The organism is Streptomyces sp. TLI_185, assembly GCF_003814765.1.
GTDB lineage: Bacteria > Actinomycetota > Actinomycetes > Streptomycetales > Streptomycetaceae > Streptomyces.
Genome location: NZ_RKRB01000001.1, coordinates 1,535,085 through 1,554,581, shown reverse-complemented (window position 1 = coordinate 1,554,581; position 19,497 = coordinate 1,535,085). Strand labels below are relative to the sequence as shown.

The window sequence follows — 19,497 nt, the reverse complement described above, 5'->3', positions numbered from 1 at the left end:
CTGGAGCGCCTGGCCGGTGACTGCGGCGAGGCGTTCGAAGTCCCGGTCCCGGCCGGGGGAAGGGGCAGTCCCCGCAGCTTGGCCTGCTGCCGTGGGACTGCCCCTCTTCCGGTCGGTCATCTGCCTGCGCGGCAGGGGTGGCGGGTTACGGGAGCGCGGTCCACTTCTGGTTGTTCTGGCCGCTGCAGGTCCACAGAATGAGCGGGGTTCCGTTGGCGGTACCTGCTTGCTGGGCGTCCAGGCACAGCCCGGCGTGGACGTTGCGGATCGATCCGTCGGCCTGCATGGTCCACTTCTGGTTGTCCTGGCCGTTGCAGGGCCAGATGATGACCGGCGTGCCGTTGCTGGTGCCCTGGTTGGAGGCGTCGAGGCACTTGTCGCCGTAGACGCGGATCTCGCCGCCGGCCCACGTGGTCCACAGCTGGTTGGCGGCAGTGTGGCAGTCCCAGAGCAGCGTCGTCGTCCCGGCCGCGGTGGAGGCGCGATCCACGTCCAGACAGCGGCCGGAGCCGGTACCGCGCAGGCGTGCTGTGGTGGAGGCCAGCGGGCTGCCACCCGTCACCTTGAACACGGCGACACCGTGCGCCGGGACGCTCGCCGATATCTGGCCGGAGGTGCTCGACGTACCGCCGGTCCACAGGTCGGTGAGGGTGAACGGCCCGCCCGACAGGCCGACTTGGGCGGCCGTGGTGGTGATGGTCGCCGTGCCGCCTCCCCGGTTGAACAGGCCGACCGCGACCGAGCCGTCGGACAGGGGCTTGGCGAACACCTCGGTGTCGCCGTCGTCGCGCACCCGGCGTCCGCCCGCGCCCAGCCGGTCCTGGTTCACCGCCAGCAGGCGGGGGTTGCGCAGGATCGCGCTCACGTCGGCGGACATGGTGCGGATGTCGTTGCCCGCGATGAGGGGGGCCGAGAGCAGCGACCACAGGGCGAAGTGGGAGCGGGACTCGGTCAGTGACAGGCCGGGGCGGCCGACGACCAGCATGTCGGGGTCGTTCCAGTGGCCCGGACCCGACTGAGCGGCCAGCGGCGCGTCGATGTCGAGGACGTTGCCGACGCCCATCGGGTAACTGTTGGTGTTGCCGTTCTGCCAGATGTCGAGCAGGTCCTCGGTCGTCCGCCACTGGTCGGCGACCTGGCCCCAGTTGTAGGTGGCACCGGTGATGGCGTGGAAGCTGTTGGGGTTGATGCTGTAGACGATCGGGCGGCCGGTCGCGCGCAGCGCGTCGCGCATGAGTGTGAACTGGGCGACCTGCTGGTCCAGGGTGCCGCTGGAGGAGCACCAGTCGTACTTGAGGTAGTCCACGCCCCAGGAGGCGAACGTGGTGGCGTCCTGGGTCTCGTGGCCCTTGCTGCCGGTGGAGCCGGGGTAGGTGCCCACGCCCTGTGCACACGTGCGCTCGTTGGGCGCCTCGTAGATGCCGAACTTCAGGCCCTTGCTGTGGATGTAGTCCCCGAGCGCCTTCATCCCGCTGGGGAACTTGGCCGGGTCGGCCCGGAGGTTGCCCGCACTGTCACGCTGCGGGTCGAACCAGCAGTCGTCGACGACGACGTACTGGTAGCCGGCGTCCTTCATACCCGAGGACACCATCGCGTCGGCGGCCTGGCGGACCTGTGTCTCGTTGACACCGCATCCGAAGCTGTTCCAGCTGTTCCAGCCCAGCGGCGGGGTCAGTGCGGGGCTGCCCGGCGCGGCCTCGGCGGTCGTGCCGGCGGAGGCGGTGACGCAGGCGGTGAGCGTCAGCGCGGTGGCCGCGACGAGACGCAGCAGTCGTCTGTGTATGGGAACCACGGAAGGTTCCTTCCTGGGAGATGGAGCGGAAGCCGCTTGTGACCGTGCCTGTCAGGCACGGTCACAAGCTTGTGTGTGCGGGTCAGCGCTGCAGGGTGAGGAGGCCGGGCCGGTACGGCAGTTTCTCGTAGGCAGTGCCGTCCGAGCTGGGGGACCTGCCCTGGTAGAGGAGCTGCAGGTTGCAGGGGTCGACGGTCATGGTCTGGTCGGGGTTGTTGCGGACCAGGTCGCCGTGGCTGATGTCGTTGGTCCAGGTGGCACCGCTGTTGGCCTTGCCCGCGAAGGGGTTGGACTCGGTGGCGGCCTGGGCGGTCCACGGGCCGTTCAGGCTGGAGGCGGTGAAGGAGCGGAAGAAGCGCTGCTCGGTCGCGCCCCGCGCCTCGACGATCATGAGGTACTGGTTCTGGCCCTGGACCTTGTAGACCTGCGGTGCCTCGAACAGGTTCTTGACCGTGTCGCTCATGACCGTGGTGTACGACGAGCCGAAGCTGCCCGGGAAGTTCCCGATCGGCAGGGTCGACTTGAAGATGCTGCCGTTGTCATTGGCGAAGAACAGGTACATGTTCTGGTCGTCGGCGATCAGGGTCGGGTCGATCGGGCCGCCGGTGGGGGTGCTGCCGGTGAACAGCGGCTGCGGTGCGGACCAGCCGTTGGGGTTGGTGGGGTCGCTGGACGTGCGGTAGGTGAAGGGCCACTGAGTACCCCACCCCAGAGAGGCCAGCACCCAGATGTTCTTGGGTGCGAAGTAGAACAGCTGGGGCGCCACCGCGGACGAGCTCATCGCGGTCTGGCCGGCCGAGCCCATGTCCGACCAGTTCGTGAAGGGGCTGAAGCCCATCGAGTGCCAGTTTCCGTCGGAGTACGTCGCGTAGACCAGGTGCTTGCCGTTGTACGTGGTGGTGGTGAAGTCCTTCAGCGAGTACCACCCGTTGGCCGGCTGCGCCAGCGGACCGGTCGAGCTCCACCGGTACGTCGACGGAAGAGCACACGAGTTGGTCGTGCCGGACAGGCCGGTCCACTTCTGGTTGCCCGCGCCGGTGCAGTTCCACAGCTGCACCGCCGTGCCGTTGGCCGTGCCGGCGCCCGAGACGTCCAGGCACAGCCCGGACTCCACGCCGACGACCGTGCCGTCGGCGTTGACCCGCCACTGCTGGTTCGCACCGCCGTTGCAGGACCAGATCTCCACCTTGGTCCCGGCCGTGGTGGCGTGGCCCGGGACGTCCAGGCACTTGCTGCCGTACACGGTCAGCTGGTTGCTGTCCGTCAGCGTCCACTGCTGGTTGCTGGCGCCGTTGCAGTCCCAGATCTGCAGGAACGTGCCGTCGCTCTGGCCGGCGCCCGGCACATCGAGACACCGGCCGGAACCGACACCGCGCAGTGTGCCGCTGGTGGCCGCCTGAGCCGGGACGGCGACGAGCAGCGCCGCCAACGAGACCAGGACCGCAACCGCGGCGGCGAGCACCACAGACATCCGTCTGCGGCTGAAACTACGTCTGCGCATGGGGACCTCGTATTCCTTGAGTAGCGTTCGGCATCCCGAACGATGGTCGAAGCGTCGAGCAAGCTGGAGGGCCGAGAACGGCCAAGTTCCGCAAGAGACCTAGTTCGACAAGATGCGCCACCGGTTGTCGGCGGTGCCGTTGTCCGAGTCCTGGACCGCGAACGCGCCTACGGCGGTGGAGTTGTCCGCGATGGCGAGCAGCTTGCCGCTGTTCTCGTTGCGGATCTTGTAGGTGCCGTCTCCCTGGTCGAGGAGCGTCCATCTGTGGTCGGCGGTGCCGTTGTCCGACCACTGCAGGACGGTCGCGCCGTCCGTCGTGGCCATGTTCAGGACGCCGAGCACCTTGCCGCTGTGGGCATTGCGGAAGCGGACCGCGGTTCCGTCGGTAATCATTTGCCAGTTGTGGTCGGCGGTGCCCGAGTCGGTCCACTGCAGGGCGCGGCCACCGTCGGCCGTGGACATGTTCTGGATGCCCAGCACGAGACCGCTGCCCACGTTGCCGAGACGGACGGTATTACCGGCTGTGTTCCAGTAGACGGTGTAGTTGTAGCCGTGCGCGTCGTGGAACGGGCCCAGGTTGACGGTGGAGCCGTTGGCGGTGGCGGTGAAGGCGAGCGAACTGCTGCTGGTCCGTTTGATCGACGACGTGTTCAGTGTCGGGAGGGAACTGAGCGAGGAGTCACCGTAGTTGCCGGACAGAACCACGGGACCGTAGGTGATCGCGGCGACGTTCGCGTCGTCGTTGGCCGCTCGCATGACGATCCGCATGGGCAGGCGGACGGTGACGGTGTCGCCGGAGGTCCAGGAGCGGCTCAGGGTGGCGTAACTGCCGGGCGTGGTGGTGATGTTCTGCGCGACGCCGTTGACGCTGACGGTGGCCCCGGTGGTCCAGCCCGGGATACGGATGCGCATCGCCCAGGTTCCGCCGACGCTGCCGGTGACCTGCAGGGTCGTGGTGTCGCTGACGGGGTACGACGTGGTCTGGGTGACCGTGATGCCGCGCTCCGACCAGCTGAGCACCGAGGGCACGAACAGGTTCACGATCAGCGTGTCGTCACTGTGGAAGTAGACGGAGTCCATGAGCCTGGTGTGCATCTCCAGGCCCGTGCCCTGGCAGCACCAGAAGGTGCCGTAGTCGGTGCTCCAGGTGCCACCGCCCCACGCCGGGCCCACACCACGTCGGCCTCCCGGGTTGAGCGGGGTGAAGTAGGTGACGTGACCGTGGTCGTCGGCCGGGTTCTGCTGGCCGATCATCTGGTTCAGCCACGCCCGCTCGTAGAAGTCGAACAGCGCGGCCCGGTTCGGGTCCAGCGCGAACAACTCCCGTGTCAGGGTGAGCATGTTGACGGTGTTGCAGCTTTCGCAGGTGTCCTTGTTCAGGTAGCCGGAGATGGCGTTCGGGGCACGGAAGTGCTCCGCCTGGCTGTTGCCGCCGATGGCGTAGGTGTGCGAGGTGACGCAGATGTTCCAGGCGTTGGTGGCGATGTCCCGGTAGCGGGTCGTGCCGGTGGCCTTGTACTCCCGGGCGGCCCCGATCCACTTGGGTACCTGGGTGTTGGCGTGCAGACCGCTGAGCTGGTCCTGGTTGGATGCCAGAGGGTCGAAGACCGCGGCGTGGTCGAACCGCCGGGCGACGGTGAGCCATCGCGCGTCGCCTGTCTGCTGGTAGAGATCGGTCAGCACGGTGTTCATGCCGCCGAACTCGGTTTGCAGCAGGGCCTGCATCTGCTGGCTGCTCAGCCGGCCGGTGCGCCAGTCGACCCATCCCGCCAGGGCGAGCAGCACGTCCCGGGCCTGTGTGCTGCCGATGTGGCGCCATACGTCCAGCAGGCCGGCGAGGGTCTTGTGGATGGTGTAGTACGGCACGTTGCCGTTGGTCAGGGTCCGCTGCTCGAGAGCGGTGAAGTCGGACTCGGGGTAGCCGGACAGGTATCCGGCGTTGAAACCGGCGGCGCTGTTGTTGGCCTGGCATTTGGCCAACTCCGCAACCATGTAGGTGGCCTTGTCCCGGCAAGTGGTGTCCCCGGTCACGGCGTACAGCTGTGACCATGCCGTGAGGAAGTGCCCTTGGACATGAGTGCGGAAGGGAAACGTCGGCCCGTCCCAGCCGCCGGTCGCGGCCGCGCCGTTGGTGGACAGCTTGTGGTTGGCGCGGAAGTTGTACAGCAGCCGGTCTACATCGACGAACCGCAGGTAGTTCTGCGTACGGTTCTGGTTGTCCAGCCACCGGCTCGCGGTGAGCCGGACCTGGTCGAGTGCGAAGGGGTGCGCGGAGACCCCGATGTCGGCCCTTGCGGGAGGTATGGCCGCGTGGGCGGGAGATGCGCCTATGAAGGATCCGGTGGCTGAGGCGGCGGCGGTGGCCCCCGCAACCTGCAGGAGGCGCCGTCTGCTGACGGACGAAGACATCTTGCACCTTTCGGTGACGGCATCACGATTGCTTGGTCGTGATGGGGCGGCTCGCATGTCCGGCGATCTGGTGCAGCACGTCACGGGCTTGTCTGCTGCCGATGCGGCGCCATACCGCCACCAGGCCGGACTGATCCCTTGAGACTGAACCGGACGGTGGTTCGTCCTGTTCGATCGTCGGAACCCGCCCGGAGTCGGCGACCGTGGGCAAGGCGGCAACGCGGCTCGGCATGGAGGCCCGGGGGCCGTAGAGGTCTCGGACCCCTCGGTCCTCTCCAGTGACACATGGGATGGATTAACGGATATGAAGGTGTCCGGTGTCTAGTCTTGCGACACAAAATCCGTGCCTGACTCGCCTACTCGTCAGGGGAGTGTCCGACCGGCGCCCCTGACGCCGGGCCAAACATTGGATGTACCATGCGGCTGTGCGAGGAGTGCGAGTGCCGGACAAGGTCGGCTCGAGCTGTTGACGGTTCCCACCCTGCCTGCGCTTCGGTGCCGTTGCTGCTGTCGAAGCGGACCCGCAAGCGCGTCGGCAAGGGCGCCTGACGGGCATCTGCCCGGGTCAGGCGCCCTTTTTCGTCTCTGGGGTCGCGGTAGCGGACGCCGTAGGAAGGGTCCACCTTCCACATGGCGTCCTTCATCTTCTCCAGGCCCAGTTCGTGCTGGGTGCCGAAAATCAGGTAGAGCTTCCTGTTGCCCTCGTCGTTCACTTCGAAGTACAGCGTGTGTGTGAAGCCGGCTGGCGTAGCGTCGCTCGGTATTGCTCGCGTAGGGACGTGAACTTGTGCGGGGAAAGCTGCTGGAATACGGCTTGCCACTGCTGGCTGCCGAAGGCGGCGTCGCCGAGTTGGCGGTGGCCGTCGTGGTTCTCGGCGAACCGTGTGAGGAAGGCGGGCTCGAAGGTCACCATCACTTCGGTCCTGGGGTGATGCCCCAACTCCTGCAGAAGTGAGAAAGGGATGTCAGGTCCACCGAAGCTGTCGAGTAGGACGAACCGAGGTTTGCCCAACGCGCCGGTGTTTCGCAGTTTCTGCGGGAGCGCCGGGTGGAAGTCTCCGTGGCGTATGTCCACGGTCATTCGCTGGGGGATGCTGTCCGTCTGCCGGGAGCGGACGAGCTCCATCTGATGCTGTAATTCCTTGACGCGCCGAGCGTCCTCTTCCACGAGGGTCACGCGCATACGTTTCGGAAGCCTGTGCGGAGCGTCGGCGAAGACCTCGTAGGCGATGACGGGGGAGCCGGGCTCACCCCGTTTGTAGACGCCAGCCCCTGCGAAGCCTTCCGCATAGCTGATCACGTCGTGCCGTGACATCAGAATCGGCGCCCATGCCTTCAAGTACTGCTGCAGTAAGTTATGTTTGGCCGCCGTGTGCGGATCACGTTCCCACACGGCTGGCGGATCAGGGGCTGGCGGAGTCGATCACGGGCCCACTTGCAGCGCGCCAGGTCTTGGCGGGGTGCCTCGAAGAGGCTTACGTCGTGAAAATGCCGGAGCCATGGCCTCTTACCGCACTCCGGGTCGGTTCGGACGGCCACGTCTTCTTCCAGCACGCCGTCACGGGCGTGCCCGATGATCAATGTGTTGTCACCCAGGCAGCCGGATTCCCCAGGGAGCGGGCCTGCGTGATGATGGGGAAGGAGCTGCGGCCCCAGCTCGCCGAGGCCCTGAAGCCAGGCGCCCATGCCTTCCCGAAGCCAGCTCCCCAGGGGCCGCTGCCGCATCCTGGCCGTTGCTGGCCGGCGGACACGCCCGCGCTGGTGACGATGTCGCCGGCGTCGACATAGCGTTCGGCCGCGCGCAAGTAAGGGTTGCGTCGATTCGGATGGTCGCAATCGGTTGGTGCGTCGCTGGATCCACTGCAGTGGCGGTGTGCGTGGCCTTGTGCGGGTCGATTCCCAGTGTGATCACCAGAAGCCTCCTCATCGGCGGGACGACGGGGGAATCCACGGTCGACACGCCGACTTCCGGAACTGAGAAAGCCCGGATCACGGCTCTGTTGAGTCAGGCCGCGGACGGGCACCGGACGGAGAACACACCCCGGGAGAGCCAGACTTCGACAAGCGGTTCACGAGCCACTCCGGCGGCACCCTGCAGCACGCTACGGGCAGCAAACCGGACCACGCGCCACTACAGCCAGTACAAGTCAGCGGTTCAACCCCATGTCCGGGGACACGGACTTCGGCCTCCTGACCACCTGCTGACCATGTGGACAGACAGCCTGCAGGGGCAGTGCGCCGGAGCGCTCTGGGCACCGTCCCTTCGATTCCCCTCGCTGTCTGATTCAACATCATTTTCCTTGCACTGCAGGTTAGTTGAGCCCATGCTGTGTTGCGTCTGTGAACTCCTGATTCATGGAGGAACACCCGTGCCATCCAACCCCCCACTGTCGCCGCGTGCTAAAACGCGCAGACGACTGGCTGTCGGAGCGCTCGCCACCGCGCTGCTCGGCCAGTTGCTCGCCGGGACGGCCGCGGCCGCACCGTCCGTGCAGACGTCACCCGGGCGCATAGCCTGGACGCCCTGCGAACCGCCCTCCGGCAAGAGCGATTCGGCCACGTTCGAGTGCGCCACCATCAAGGTGCCCGTCAACTGGAAGCGGCCCCACGGCGCAACCATCGACCTAGCCCTGACCCGCCACCTCGCCACCGACCCCGAGCATCGGATCGGCTCGCTGCTGATCAACCCCGGCGGCCCGGGTGGCTCCGGTGTGGACTTCGCGTTCCAGGCGCCTGCCGCCTTCTCTCCCGAACTGCGGGCGCGTTTCGACATCGTGGGCTTCGACCCACGTGGCGTCGGCCGCAGCAACCCCGTGACGTGCGACCAGGATCTCCTGAACGCCCAGCGGAACGCGATCCATCCGGACAGTGCCTCCTCCTTCGCTGCATTGCGCAAGGCGAACCACGCTCTCGGCGAAGACTGCCGACGCCTCACGGGACCGCTGGTCGGCCACATGGACACCGCGAGCGTCGTCCGCGACATGGACGCGATCCGCTCTGGCCTCGGCGAACAGCGAATCAGCTACTACGGCGTCTCCTACGGCACGTTGATCGGCCAGCAGTACGCCGAGCTCTACCCGAGCCGCATCCGCGCGATGACCCTCGACTCCAACATGGACCACAGCCTGGGCCCGTGGTCCTACCAGAAGACCGAGACGGTCGCGGCAGAGGAGTCGTACGGCCAGTTCGCCGACTGGTGCGCCCGCACGCCGTCCTGCGCGATCCACGACCGGGACGCTCGCGCACTGTTCGACTCGCTCTACAAGCGCGCGGAGGCCGGTGAACTGGTCCTGCCGGGCGACCCGCCCCAGAAGGCCACCACCGTGGACCTCCAGGAACTCGTGGTCGGGAACATGTACACCCCGTCCTCCTGGTTCGATTTCGCTCAGAGGCTCAAGGACATCGACGCGGCTTCTCCCGCAGCGGCACGGGCCGTCGGGAAGCACGGCGATCCGACCCCGTTCGCCTACTACCCGGTGTTGTGCCAGGACTACGACTTCAACCTCCCGTCCTACGCCACCCTGGCCCGCCATGAACGCGCTCTGGCCCGCCTGGCCCCCGTCACCCGTCTCAGCTCCATCGGCTGGGATGACGTGGTCGGCTGCCAGAACTGGCCGACGAAGGTGACCAACCCGCAGCGCGGGCTCCAGGTCGAGGGCACCCCGAAGCTCCTGGTGACCAACAGTCGCTACGACGTGGCCACACCGTACCCCTGGGGCGTCAACGTGGCCCGCCAACTCGGCCGCGAGGCCGCGTTCCTCACCTACGACGGTGTCGGACACGGTGACTACTGGCGGAGCCCGTGCGCACGGGACGCCATCGACACCTACCTCGTCACTCTGCAGACCCCCCGCACCGGCACGCACTGCCCCGCGGTCTGGCCGACCGAACCCACGGCCAAGCGGAAGTCGCTGACCGGCGACCTCGTCGATCCGCTCCCCGGCCTGCTGGGCACGGGGACACACCGGTGAAGCGCATGGCGCGGACTCCCCGGATCCGGACCTGAGCCAGGGGCGCGGCCCAACCGAACTCCGGCCGGGCCGCGCCTACGGGCCACAGTCCTCGTTACCCACGAACTCGCAGCCTCCGTCGCTGCTTCCGCGGCATCACCGACACCTTGGAGGAGGACAACCACCTACGAGATCGACGAGCTCGGTCTGCTCGTCGACGTACCGGCGCGCGCCGGCGTCGGTACCGACACAAACGATCCGGCCCGCGCGGATCGCGACGGTCTTCCGGATCCTGTCGCGGGCGTCCACGGTCCAGACATGACGGTTGAGCAGGACGGTGTCAGCAGGCAGCACGTCAGGCGGGCTGCGGCGTGTCCCACCCACCGCCGGCACCGGACCGACGCCCTCGTCAGGCGAGCGCCGAGGTCGAGGTCGAGGCCGAGACCCCCAGGAAGTCCCGGCGCAACGGCATGCCGGACCGGCCGTCACCGCCGGTCCTGACCGCCAGCACCTGGTTGACGCCCATCGTGTTGGTCTCGAACCCGACCGCCGACGCCGCCATATACAGGCGCCATACCCGCGCCCGCCCGGGCGAGGTCAGCTTGACCGCCTCGTCCCAGTGCGCTTCGAGGTTGGCCGCCCACTCACGTAGCGTGAGGGCATAGTGCTCGCGCAGGGACTCGACGTCGCGCACCTCGAAGCCCGCTTCCTCCAGCAGCGACACGGTGGAGCCCATGGGAGCCAGCTCGCCGTCGGGGAAGACGTACCGGTCGATGAAGGGGTCCATCCGGTACTTCCCTTCGTCCCGCACAGGACGCCGCGATATCTGGTGGTTGAGCAATCTCCCGCCGGGCTTCAGCAGTTGATGCAGGATGTCCGCGTACTCTCGGTACCGCTTCCCGCCCACGTGCTCGGCCATACCGATCGAGGAGATCGCGTCGAAGGGGGAGTCGTCGATCTGGCGGTAGTCCTGCACCCTGATCTCCACCAGGTGCTCAAGCCCCGCCGTGGCAACACGCTCGCGAGCCAGTGCCGCCTGCTCGTCCGAGATGGTGACCCCTACGACCTGTACGCCGTAGCGTTCGGCCGCGTGCATGGCCATCGAGCCCCAGCCGCAGCCCACGTCCAGCAGCCGCTGCCCTTTGCGCAGAGCGAGCTTGCGGCAGACCAGGTCCAGTTTGGCCGCCTGGGCCTGCTCCAGAGTGTTGTCGGAGCCGGAGGACGGGTCGCCCTGCCAGTAGGCACAGGAGTAGACGAGCGAGGGGCCCAGGACCAGGGCGTAGAAGTCGTTGCCCACGTCGTAGTGGTGGCTGACGGCCGCCTTGTCACGGCGCATGCTGTGCGCGGGACCGCGACGGCGCACCACCTCCTCGGCGGGCGGTGCCGGCGGGAGCCCGACCCCCGCGAGGCCGAGCGTCCGGCTCACGGCACCCAGGCTGCCGGGTGTGGTCAGCACGCTCAGCGCTCCGCGGAGCGCCGCCGTGCGGCGGCCGGACTCCTCCCGTTCCCACAGCAACGTCGAGATGCGCTTCAGCAACTCGTACAGGTCACCGTCGACTTCGAGGTCTCCGGCCACCCAGGCGCGGGCAAGCCCCAGTTCGCCGGGCCGCCACAGCAGACGCCGCAGGGCTTGGCGGTTGTGCAGGACGAAGGCCGGCCCGTCCTGGGGACCGGCCGTGCTGCCGTCCCAGAGGCGGATTCCCACGGGCAGGGGGAGACCCAGCGCCTGTTCACTGAAGCGGGCCAGAACTGCTGCGGCTGGTTCGGTCATGTGAAACCTCTCAGTTGAAAACGCCGGCCTTCTTCGCCGGCCCCACATTGGTCAGCAGCTGGTGGGCGTAGGAGCGGGGGATGGAGAACACCCTTGTGTGACCGTGCCCATCGCGCTGTGCCTTGCGCAGCAGGGCCGGCCCCGCCCTCCGGGCTGCCCGGTCGTCCGTAGCCGGGCAGCAGGCCGCCCGCGACATCGCGGGCGGCCTGCTGCCGTCCGGGATCTACTGACTGGCTGTCAGCTCTCGTTGGTCGTACGGCGCCTGCGCGCGAAGTAGACCGCGGCGCTGCCGGCCGCCACGACGGCGAGACCGGCACCCGCGAGGACGGGGGTGCTGCTCGACGCGCCGGTTTCGGCGAGGTCTCCGTTCGTGGTCGGCTGGTTCGCCCCCGTGTCGCTGCCCGTGCTGGTGCCGGGCTCGGGCGTGGCCGAGTCGTCAGGGGTGGGGGTCGGGGACGGACTCGCACCGGGCACGTCGTTGTCGGCGAGCTGCGCCGCGAAGGCGCCGGCGATCAGCTTGTGGCCGTCGGCGTTGGGGTGGGGGTCCTTCTTCGTGCACGCCCAGGTCAGCTGGCAGATCTTGGCCACGTTGGCCGGCACCTCGCCCGCGCCGGGCATGTTGACCTGGGTGGTGAAGTCGTCCGAGGAGAAGGCCCCGGCCACGTCCGCCACCTTGAAGCCGGTGGACTTGTACACCTGGGTGATGCCCGTGTTGGTGGCCTCGACCAGGGGCGCCGACTCCTTGGCGGCCTGCTGACCGGAGGCGCCGAGCAGCCAGGTCGACAGGAACGGGTTGTAGTACGTCGAGCCCACGAACTGGGTGTTCTTCGTGCCCGCCTTGCGGAGTGTGCCCGCGATCTGGGCGAGGTTCTTCGCCATGGTCTGGCTCCGGCTGTTCAGGCACGCCCCGTCGAGGGTGCCGGCCGGGCCGACGCAGTTGAGGAGGATGTCGTTCGCGCCCACGCTGAGGGTCACGTAGGCGACCTTGCCGCGGTGCTGGGCCAAGGCCTGCAGGGCGGCGTCCAGTTGGGACTTGGCGTTCGGGTAGTCGCACTTGCCGCCCTTGATCAGAGACTCGGTGGTCTCAGCGGTGCAGCCGAGGCGTATGTGCTTCAGTCCGGGGGTGCGCTGCTTGAGCTGCGCGTAGAGCTGGTCGGTGTAGGCGAGGTCGGTGTCCTTGTCGACGTCCGGCTGGTAGCCCGTGGTCAGGGAGTCGCCGAGCGAGATGTAGTACGTGGCGTCCTTGCCGTTGGTCGCCTCGTCGGCGATGGCCGGTCCGGGCGTGCTCAACGCGATCGCCGCAGCAGAGATGGCCAGTCCGGGGCCGAAACGCTGGAGGAATCTCATCACTTGGTGCACTTTCAGTTGTTTGGGGGGTCCGAAATGCCGAACAGCATGGGGTGAGACATGGTGGGAAGCAGCGCAACTCAGCCGCCACGGTTCCCGGGCACCCGAAGAAGGCCTTTCTGAAAGGCCTAGATGGGATGTATGCCGCCGATGAGATTGCGGGTTCCGCCCGGTTCATTTCGGGTGCGGGCGTCAATCTAGGGGGCTGGCCACCGGCTTGGCTGCGGGAAGGCCGACAAAGTGATGGGTCCCTTGACACATGTAACTGCCAAAATGATCCCATCAATTCGCTGTCGTGGGTGCGGCTGGGCGGGCGGCCTATATCAGGCGGCCCCCGCTCATCGACGATGTGCACGGGCCAGGCTGGTGAGCGGGCGAGTCATCGTGTAGAGGGTCCGACCCCAGCTGATGCCGGAGGACGTCGTCCTCGGTCACGATCTCGGTGAGCAAGGCGCGGCGGTCCCGGGATCGCCGCGCAGTGTGGCCGCGTCGGGTGTATGGCTCAATGGCAGGGATGACTCCCCGCCTGGGGCAACAACTCTGCTCGTCACTTTGGCCGTTGTCAGCCGGAGAAGTCCTGGGTCATCCAGACCGCGCCCCCCGGCGCGGCTCGTGGAATGCCATGCCCCGCAGTTGCTCGACGCGGTGGGGATCGGTCCGGACACGGCGGTCACGTTGCTGATCACGGTGGGGGACAACCCGGAACGGCTGGACAGTGAGGCGCCCTTCGCCGCGCTGTGCGGGGTCAGTCCCGTCGAGCGTTCCTCGGGACGCCGGCAGTTCCGTCGTCTCAACCGTGCGCCACCCGTGAATCCGCCGGACTCGTCCTCGGCACCGACACCACCCCGCAAGAACTTGCGGTCGATGACTGCTACTTCCGCATGCTCTCCCCGCGCGAGCACCTGCGCGCCCAGCGCTTCACCGACGACTACACCGTCCTTGGCCGTGGAGGCGAGCAAACCAAACAGGCAGGCAACGCTGTCCCCGCCAACGTCGCCCAGTGGATCGCCACCGCCCTCCTGGAGGTCCTCTGATGACCACCGCCCCCGAGCGTCCCGAGGTGTGTGCCCTGACCCTGTGGCAACCGTGGGCGTCCTGCATCGCCTACGGCACCAAGCGGATCGAAAACCGCCGCTGGGCCACCGACTACCGCGGCTGGCTCCTCATCCACGCCGGCGCCATCCTTGGCTGGGCCCGCCTGGACGACTGCCACCAAGACGACGGCATGTGCACCCTGTGGTCCGCCCCCGGGCAGTGGCACTGGCACCTCGCCGACGTCCACCGCCTCGCCCGCCCCGTCTCCTGCCCCGGCGCCCGCGGCCTGTGGACCCCCACCCCCGCCCTCCTCGACCTGGTGCGGGAGGCGGCCCGTGCCTGACCTGCTCACCGCCCCGATCGCCCTCCGCGACCTGCTGCGGGTGGCCTCCGCCCCCGACTTCGACCGCTGGCAACACCAGATCCACCGCACCGGCGGCTGCGCCGACTCCATCCACCTGACCGGCTGGAACACCCGCGTCGACAAGACCACCGGCGAAACCTGCACCACTACACCACCCACGGAGAGCCGGGTGGACGTCTCCGTATCGCGTGCGGCAATCGCCGCGCCTCCCGCTGCCCGTCCTGCGCCTGGACCTACGCGGGCGACACCTACCACCTCATCCGCGCCGGACTCGCCGGTGACGACCGCCGCGACATCCCCGCCGCCGTCCGGGATCACCCCCGGGTCTTCGCCACCCTCACCGCCTCCTCGTTCGGCCCGGTCCACAACCGGCCCGACCACGGAGCCTGCCGCTGCGGACGCCGCCACCGCGAGGACGATCCCGCCCTCGGCACCTCCCCCGACCCGGACAGCTACGACTACGCCGGCGCCGTGCTGTTCAACAACCACGCCGGCGACCTGTGGCAGCGCTTCACCAACCGACCGAGCCGAGAGATCGCCGCCCGCGCCGGCCTCACCCAACACGCACTCAAAGAGGCCTGCCGCCTCTCCTACGGCAAGGTCGCCGAGTTCCAGAAACGCGGCGCCATCCACTTCCACGCCGTAATTCGCCTCGACGGACCCGACGGATCCGACTCCCCGCCGCCCTCCTGGGCGAACATCGACCTGCTCACCGACGCCATCCTGGCCGCGGTCCGGCACTCCTACACCAGCGTCCGCCTTCCCGCGGCCGGCGACCAACCCGCCCGAACCCTCCGCTGGGGCCGCGAACTCGACATCCGTCCCGTCAAGGCCTTCGGCGATGCCTCCGACCTCACCGAACAGGCCGCCGCCTCCTACGTCGCCAAGTACGCCACCAAAGCCGCCGAGAACACCGGCACCCTCGACCGCCGCATCGGCGAACTCGCCGAACTCGACCGCCACCACGTCCCCGACCACGCCCGCCGCCTGATCTCCGCATGCCGCGACCTCGACCCGCTCTACCCCGACCGGCGGCTGTGGGCCTGGGCCCACATGCTCGGCTTCCGCGGCCACTTCTCCACCAAGTCACGCCGCTACTCCACCACTCTTGCCGTCAGGGCCGGTCTCGGTCCTGCGTGGGCATTCAACAAGAACGCCTGGTCCCAAGAGCCGACGGAGGAGTGGCGGAAGGCTCTCGACTGGATGAAGCGGAACTCCCTACCGGTCAGCGCTCTTGCGGAAGCCGATGTGCTGCGACGGGCACTGGACGCACTGTGTCGCAAGCTGGATGGCAAGGCTGCTGCGGCCAAGACGGCACGGCGCAAGAGGGCTGCGTTCAACGAGGTGCTCAACACGGCAGTGGAGAGAGGATTCTTCACGGAGAACCCGCTCAACGGGCTCAGGTGGAACGCTCCGCCGGTCAACGAGGAGGTAGACCCGGCTTCCGTTCCCAACCCAGCCCAGATGGCCCGGCTGCTCGCGGCGGTTGCTCAGCACCCTGGGCGAGGCCCTCACCTTGAGGCGTTCTTCGGCTGCATGTACTACGCGGCGATGCGGCTGGCAGAGGTCATTCACCTCCGCCTCGAACAGTGCCATCTGCCGGAGACTGGGTGGGGGATGCTCAATCTGTCGGGCGGTGTGGTCACCGCGGGCAAGGGATGGACGGACGACGGCGCTGTACACGAGGTGCACTCGCTCAAGCGCCGTGCGGCTACGGCCACCCGGCCAGTGCCCATCCCACCCCAGTTCGTGCGGACCCTCCGTGCACACATCGAACGGTTCGGCGTGGCACCTGACGGCCGCCTGTTCCGGAATCAGGCCGGCAACTACGTGGACGCAGCTGCGTACGGTACGACGTGGTCGCGGGCACGGAAGTACGTGCTGACCCGCAGCGAACTCGCCTCCGGATTGGCCCAGCGTCCATACGATCTGCGGCACGCCGGGATCTCCTTCTGGTTGTACTCCGGTGTGGAGCCGGCCGAATGCGCTCGCCGCGCGGGCCAGAGCATCGAGGTTCTCTTCCGCCACTACGCCAAGTTCCTGGATGGAGTCCGGGGGCAGGCCAATCGCCTCATCGAGCAGTCCCTGCAGGAGTGGGACAGCGTCACCGAGGACGTGGCACCTGCTGGGTAACTGGGGGTTTGGTCCGTGACTGGTCCGGAAGCGCTGGTCAGTAGCGGGATACGGGCGGGAGGAACTGGGAGTTACGGTGTAAACCGGGCCTCGTTCTGAGTGATGCGAGCGAAAGGCGCCTGACGAGAAAAGCTCCAGGTCAGGCGCCTTTTCTTGGGTCTCTAGAAGAAGCCCAGCTTCCTCGGCGAGTACGACACCAGGAGGTTCTTCGTCTGCTGGTAGTGCTCCAGCATCATCTTGTGCGTCTCGCGACCGATGCCGGACTGCTTGTAGCCGCCGAACGCCGCGTGCGCGGGATAGGCGTGGTAGCAGTTGGTCCAGACGCGGCCCGCCTGGATCGCCCGGCCCGCCCGGTACGCCGTGTTGATGTCCCGCGTCCACACGCCCGCACCGAGGCCGTACAGCGTGTCGTTGGCGACCTTGATGGCGTCGTCGAAGTCGTCGAAGGATGTCACGGAGACCACCGGGCCGAAGATCTCCTCCTGGAAGATCCGCATGCGGTTGTCACCCTCGAAGATGGTGGGCTGGACGTAGTAGCCGCCCTTCAACTCGCCGTCGTACTCGATGCGTTCGCCGCCGGTGAGGACCCGGGCGCCTTCCTGACGGCCGATGTCGAGGTAGGAGAGGATCTTCTCCAGCTGGTCGTTGGAGGCCTGGGCGCCGATCATCGTGTCGGTGTCCAGCGGGTGGCCCGGCTTGATCAGCTCGGTGCGGGCGACCGCCGCCTCGATGAACTCGGCGTAGTTGCCACGCTGCACGAGCGCCCGGGACGGGCATGTGCACACCTCGCCCTGGTTGAGCGCGAACATGGTGAAGCCCTCCAGGGCCTTGTCGCGGAAGTCGTCGTTCTGCGCCCAGACGTCGTCGAAGAAGATGTTGGGCGACTTGCCGCCCAGTTCCAGGGTGACCGGTTTGATGTTCTCCGAGGCGTACTGCATGATCAGCCGCCCTGTCGTGGTCTCACCGGTGAACGCCACCTTCGCCACCCGCGGGCTGGACGCGAGCGGTTTACCCGCCTCCACGCCGAAACCGTTGACGATGTTCACCACGCCCGGCGGCAGCAGGTCCGCGATCAGGCTCATCCAGTAGTGGATGGAGGCCGGGGTCTGTTCGGCGGGCTTGATGACGACGGCGTTGCCCGCGGCGAGGGCGGGGGCGAGCTTCCACACCGCCATCAGGATCGGGAAGTTCCAGGGGATGATCTGCGCGACGACGCCGAGCGGCTCGTGGAAGTGGTACGCCACGGTGTCGTCGTCGACCTCGCCGAGCGAGCCCTCCTGCGCACGGATCGCGCCCGCGAAGTAGCGGAAGTGGTCGATGGCGAGGGGGATGTCGGCGGCCAGCGTCTCCCGCACCGGCTTGCCGTTCTCCCAGCTCTCGGCGACCGCCAGCTTCTCGAGGTTCGCCGCCATCCGGTCGGCGATCTTCAGCAGGATGTCCGAGCGCTCGGTGACCGACGTGCGGCCCCACCCGGGGGCGGCCGCGTGCGCCGCGTCCAGCGCCCGCTCCACGTCCTCCGCCGTGCCACGCGCGATCTCGGTGAACGGCTGGCCGTTCACCGGCGACGGGTTCTCGAAGTACTGTCCGCGGGCCGGCGCTACGTACTCGCCGCCGATGAAGTGGTCGTAGCGCGCCTGGTAGGAGACGATCGCGCCCTCGGTGCCGGGCGCCGCGTAACGGGTCATGCTGGTCTGCCTCCCTCGAAGCGCTGCCCGCCGTTGGGCAGCTCCGGTCGGGAGGCTAGGGACGGCGACGTTGCAACTACGTTGCCGCGAGCGCCGGGGACCGGCACGCGGGCGCTACGACGGTATGCCTCCCCGGCGAACTGCGGCGCCGGGCCAGTCGGCCGGTGCCCCCAACTCGACCTCCAGCGCCGCCAGTCGGGCCCGGACCGTCGCCGTTGGACGCACCATTGCGAGAGCCCGCCACACGTCGAGGTCGTCCTCGCCCCACGGCGCGTGCGCCCAGTCGGCCAGCAGATCGGGGTCGCGGCGGGCGATCAGCGCCGTACGCAGGGCTTCGGCAAGGCGGTGCCTGAGCCGCACCACTGCCGGGGCCTGCGAGCCGGGCAGCAGCGGCCCCGCGTACGCCGTCGCGGCCGCCGTGACCGCACCGGTCTCCAGCCGCCGTTCGACGACGGCCACGTCGCACTCGACGGGTACGGTCAGCCGGTACGGCCGCGAGGCCAGCAGCCCCGGGCCCAGCACCCTGCGCAGCCGGGCGAGTTCGGCGCGCAGCGTCACCGGCGTCACCGACTCGTCCTCGTACAGCGCGCACAGCAACTCGTCCCCGGTCAACCCCTCCGGGTGACGGGCCAGCAGGACGAGGATCTCGCTGTGCCGGCGGCTGAGCCTGATCCTGCGCCCGCCGGTGAGAAGGTGTGCCTCGTCCCGGCCCAGCACCGACAGCTCGGGCGTGTCGGCGCCGGGCCGCTCCGGGGTGAGCAGCGCCAGCTGGGACTCGGCGGCGCGCGCGACCGCCTGTACGAAGCCCAGGCTGTGCGGATGCGCGAGACCGTCACCGCCGGTGATGTCCACGGCGCCGAGCACCCGCCCGGTCCGGGGATCGTGCACCGGAGCCGCCGCGCAGGTCCAGGGCTGCACCCGGCGGATGAAGTGCTCGGCCGCGAAGACCTGCACCGGCCGGTCGACGGCGACCGCGGTCCCCGGAGCGTTGGTGCCCATCGCGGTCTCCGCCCAGCGGGCACCCGGCACGAAGTTCATCCGCCCCGCATCCCGGCGGGTGGCCGGATGCCCCTCGACCCACAGCAGCCTGCCGTTGGCGTCGCACACCGCGAGCAGATGTTCCCCATCGGCCGCGAACGTCCCCATCAGCTCACGGAACAGCGGCATCACCCGCGCCAGCGGATGCTCGGCCCGGTAGGCGCCGAGATCGCCGTCCACCAGCTCCACGCTCGCCGTGCCGTCGGGCCCCACCCCGGCCCGGGCGGAGCGCCGCCACGACTCGGCCACCACCGAACGCACCGGACGCGTCACCGTGCCCGCCTCGGTGAACGTCTCGTGCGCGCGACGCAGCATCCGCGCGTGCTCGGCAGGGTCGGCCCCCGGCTCCAGGGCCACCCACGGATCGGTCAACTCGGCCTCCCCGAAAGGTGATGCGGCTGAGGACATCGTCACTCCCGGTGCGCGCCCCGACAACCGTTTCGACCAGGTCACCCGAATGACGGCCTGCCCA

12 protein-coding genes and 2 pseudogenes are annotated in these 19,497 nt (G+C 68.4%); 5 read left to right on the top strand and 9 right to left on the bottom strand.

Annotated features, from left to right (window positions below):
• Positions 1–145: 145 nt before the first annotated feature.
• From EDD92_RS06975 to tcmP, 5 genes are all read right to left on the bottom strand, one after another.
• Positions 146–1,792 carry an RICIN domain-containing protein gene (locus EDD92_RS06975; RefSeq protein ID WP_123963493.1) on the bottom strand — a complete coding sequence of 549 codons (1,647 nt, stop codon included), beginning with the start codon at positions 1,790–1,792 and terminating at the stop codon, positions 146–148.
• A gap of 82 nt (positions 1,793–1,874) precedes the next feature.
• Complete coding sequence (locus EDD92_RS06970; protein ID WP_123963492.1) at positions 1,875–3,293, bottom strand: non-reducing end alpha-L-arabinofuranosidase family hydrolase; 1,419 nt, start codon at positions 3,291–3,293, stop codon at positions 1,875–1,877.
• A gap of 99 nt (positions 3,294–3,392) precedes the next feature.
• Positions 3,393–5,702: a beta-L-arabinofuranosidase domain-containing protein gene (locus EDD92_RS06965; protein ID WP_123963491.1), complete on the bottom strand. Its 2,310-nt coding sequence runs from the start codon at positions 5,700–5,702 to the stop codon at positions 3,393–3,395.
• Positions 5,703–6,058: 356 nt separating this feature from the next.
• Positions 6,059–6,415: a hypothetical protein gene (locus tag EDD92_RS50975; RefSeq protein ID WP_260326384.1), complete on the bottom strand. Its 357-nt coding sequence runs from the start codon at positions 6,413–6,415 to the stop codon at positions 6,059–6,061.
• On the bottom strand, positions 6,412–7,095 hold the full coding sequence (tcmP, locus tag EDD92_RS06960) for a three-Cys-motif partner protein TcmP (RefSeq protein ID WP_260326383.1): 684 nt from the start codon (positions 7,093–7,095) through the stop codon (positions 6,412–6,414). The genes EDD92_RS50975 and tcmP overlap by 4 nt, the downstream gene beginning before the upstream one ends.
• Before the next feature lie 976 nt (positions 7,096–8,071).
• On the opposite strand from tcmP, the gene EDD92_RS06950 reads away from it, so the two are divergent.
• Positions 8,072–9,673 (top strand): alpha/beta hydrolase, encoded by a 1,602-nt coding sequence (locus EDD92_RS06950; RefSeq protein WP_260326382.1) that lies wholly within the window; start codon positions 8,072–8,074, stop codon positions 9,671–9,673.
• A 388-nt stretch (positions 9,674–10,061) separates the two neighbouring features.
• Here EDD92_RS06950 and EDD92_RS06945 read toward each other — a convergent pair whose 3' ends face one another.
• Positions 10,062–11,423, bottom strand: coding sequence for a cyclopropane-fatty-acyl-phospholipid synthase family protein (locus EDD92_RS06945; protein ID WP_123963489.1), 1,362 nt, complete (start codon positions 11,421–11,423; stop codon positions 10,062–10,064).
• Positions 11,424–11,660: 237 nt separating this feature from the next.
• Positions 11,661–12,770, bottom strand: a complete 1,110-nt coding sequence (locus EDD92_RS06940) for an SGNH/GDSL hydrolase family protein (RefSeq protein WP_123963488.1) — start codon at positions 12,768–12,770, stop codon at positions 11,661–11,663.
• A gap of 609 nt (positions 12,771–13,379) precedes the next feature.
• Between EDD92_RS06940 and EDD92_RS06935 the strand changes: the two are divergent.
• From EDD92_RS06935 to repSA, 4 genes and pseudogenes are all read left to right on the top strand, one after another.
• Positions 13,380–13,568: pseudogene (locus tag EDD92_RS06935) on the top strand (transposase); the annotation flags it as partial.
• The gene (locus EDD92_RS50970) at positions 13,508–13,804 is read left to right on the top strand and encodes a DNA cytosine methyltransferase (protein ID WP_260326381.1); all 297 of its coding nucleotides are present in this window, start codon (positions 13,508–13,510) and stop codon (positions 13,802–13,804) included. The pseudogene EDD92_RS06935 and the gene EDD92_RS50970, both read left to right, overlap by 61 nt.
• Positions 13,804–14,148, top strand: a complete 345-nt coding sequence (locus EDD92_RS06925) for an ASCH domain-containing protein (protein ID WP_123963486.1) — start codon at positions 13,804–13,806, stop codon at positions 14,146–14,148. Before EDD92_RS50970 ends, EDD92_RS06925 begins: the two co-directional genes overlap by 1 nt.
• Positions 14,141–15,279: pseudogene (gene repSA, locus EDD92_RS06920) on the top strand (replication initiator protein RepSA); the annotation flags it as partial. The gene EDD92_RS06925 and the pseudogene repSA, both read left to right, overlap by 8 nt.
• A 1,184-nt stretch (positions 15,280–16,463) precedes the next feature.
• On the opposite strand, the gene EDD92_RS06910 reads toward repSA, so the two are convergent.
• Both EDD92_RS06910 and EDD92_RS06905 read right to left on the bottom strand, forming a co-directional pair.
• Positions 16,464–17,987, bottom strand: coding sequence for an aldehyde dehydrogenase family protein (locus tag EDD92_RS06910; RefSeq protein ID WP_123963485.1), 1,524 nt, complete (start codon positions 17,985–17,987; stop codon positions 16,464–16,466).
• Positions 17,988–18,101: 114 nt separating this feature from the next.
• Positions 18,102–19,433 carry a GAF domain-containing protein gene (locus EDD92_RS06905; RefSeq protein WP_260326380.1) on the bottom strand — a complete coding sequence of 444 codons (1,332 nt, stop codon included), beginning with the start codon at positions 19,431–19,433 and terminating at the stop codon, positions 18,102–18,104.
• Positions 19,434–19,497 lie beyond the last annotated feature (64 nt).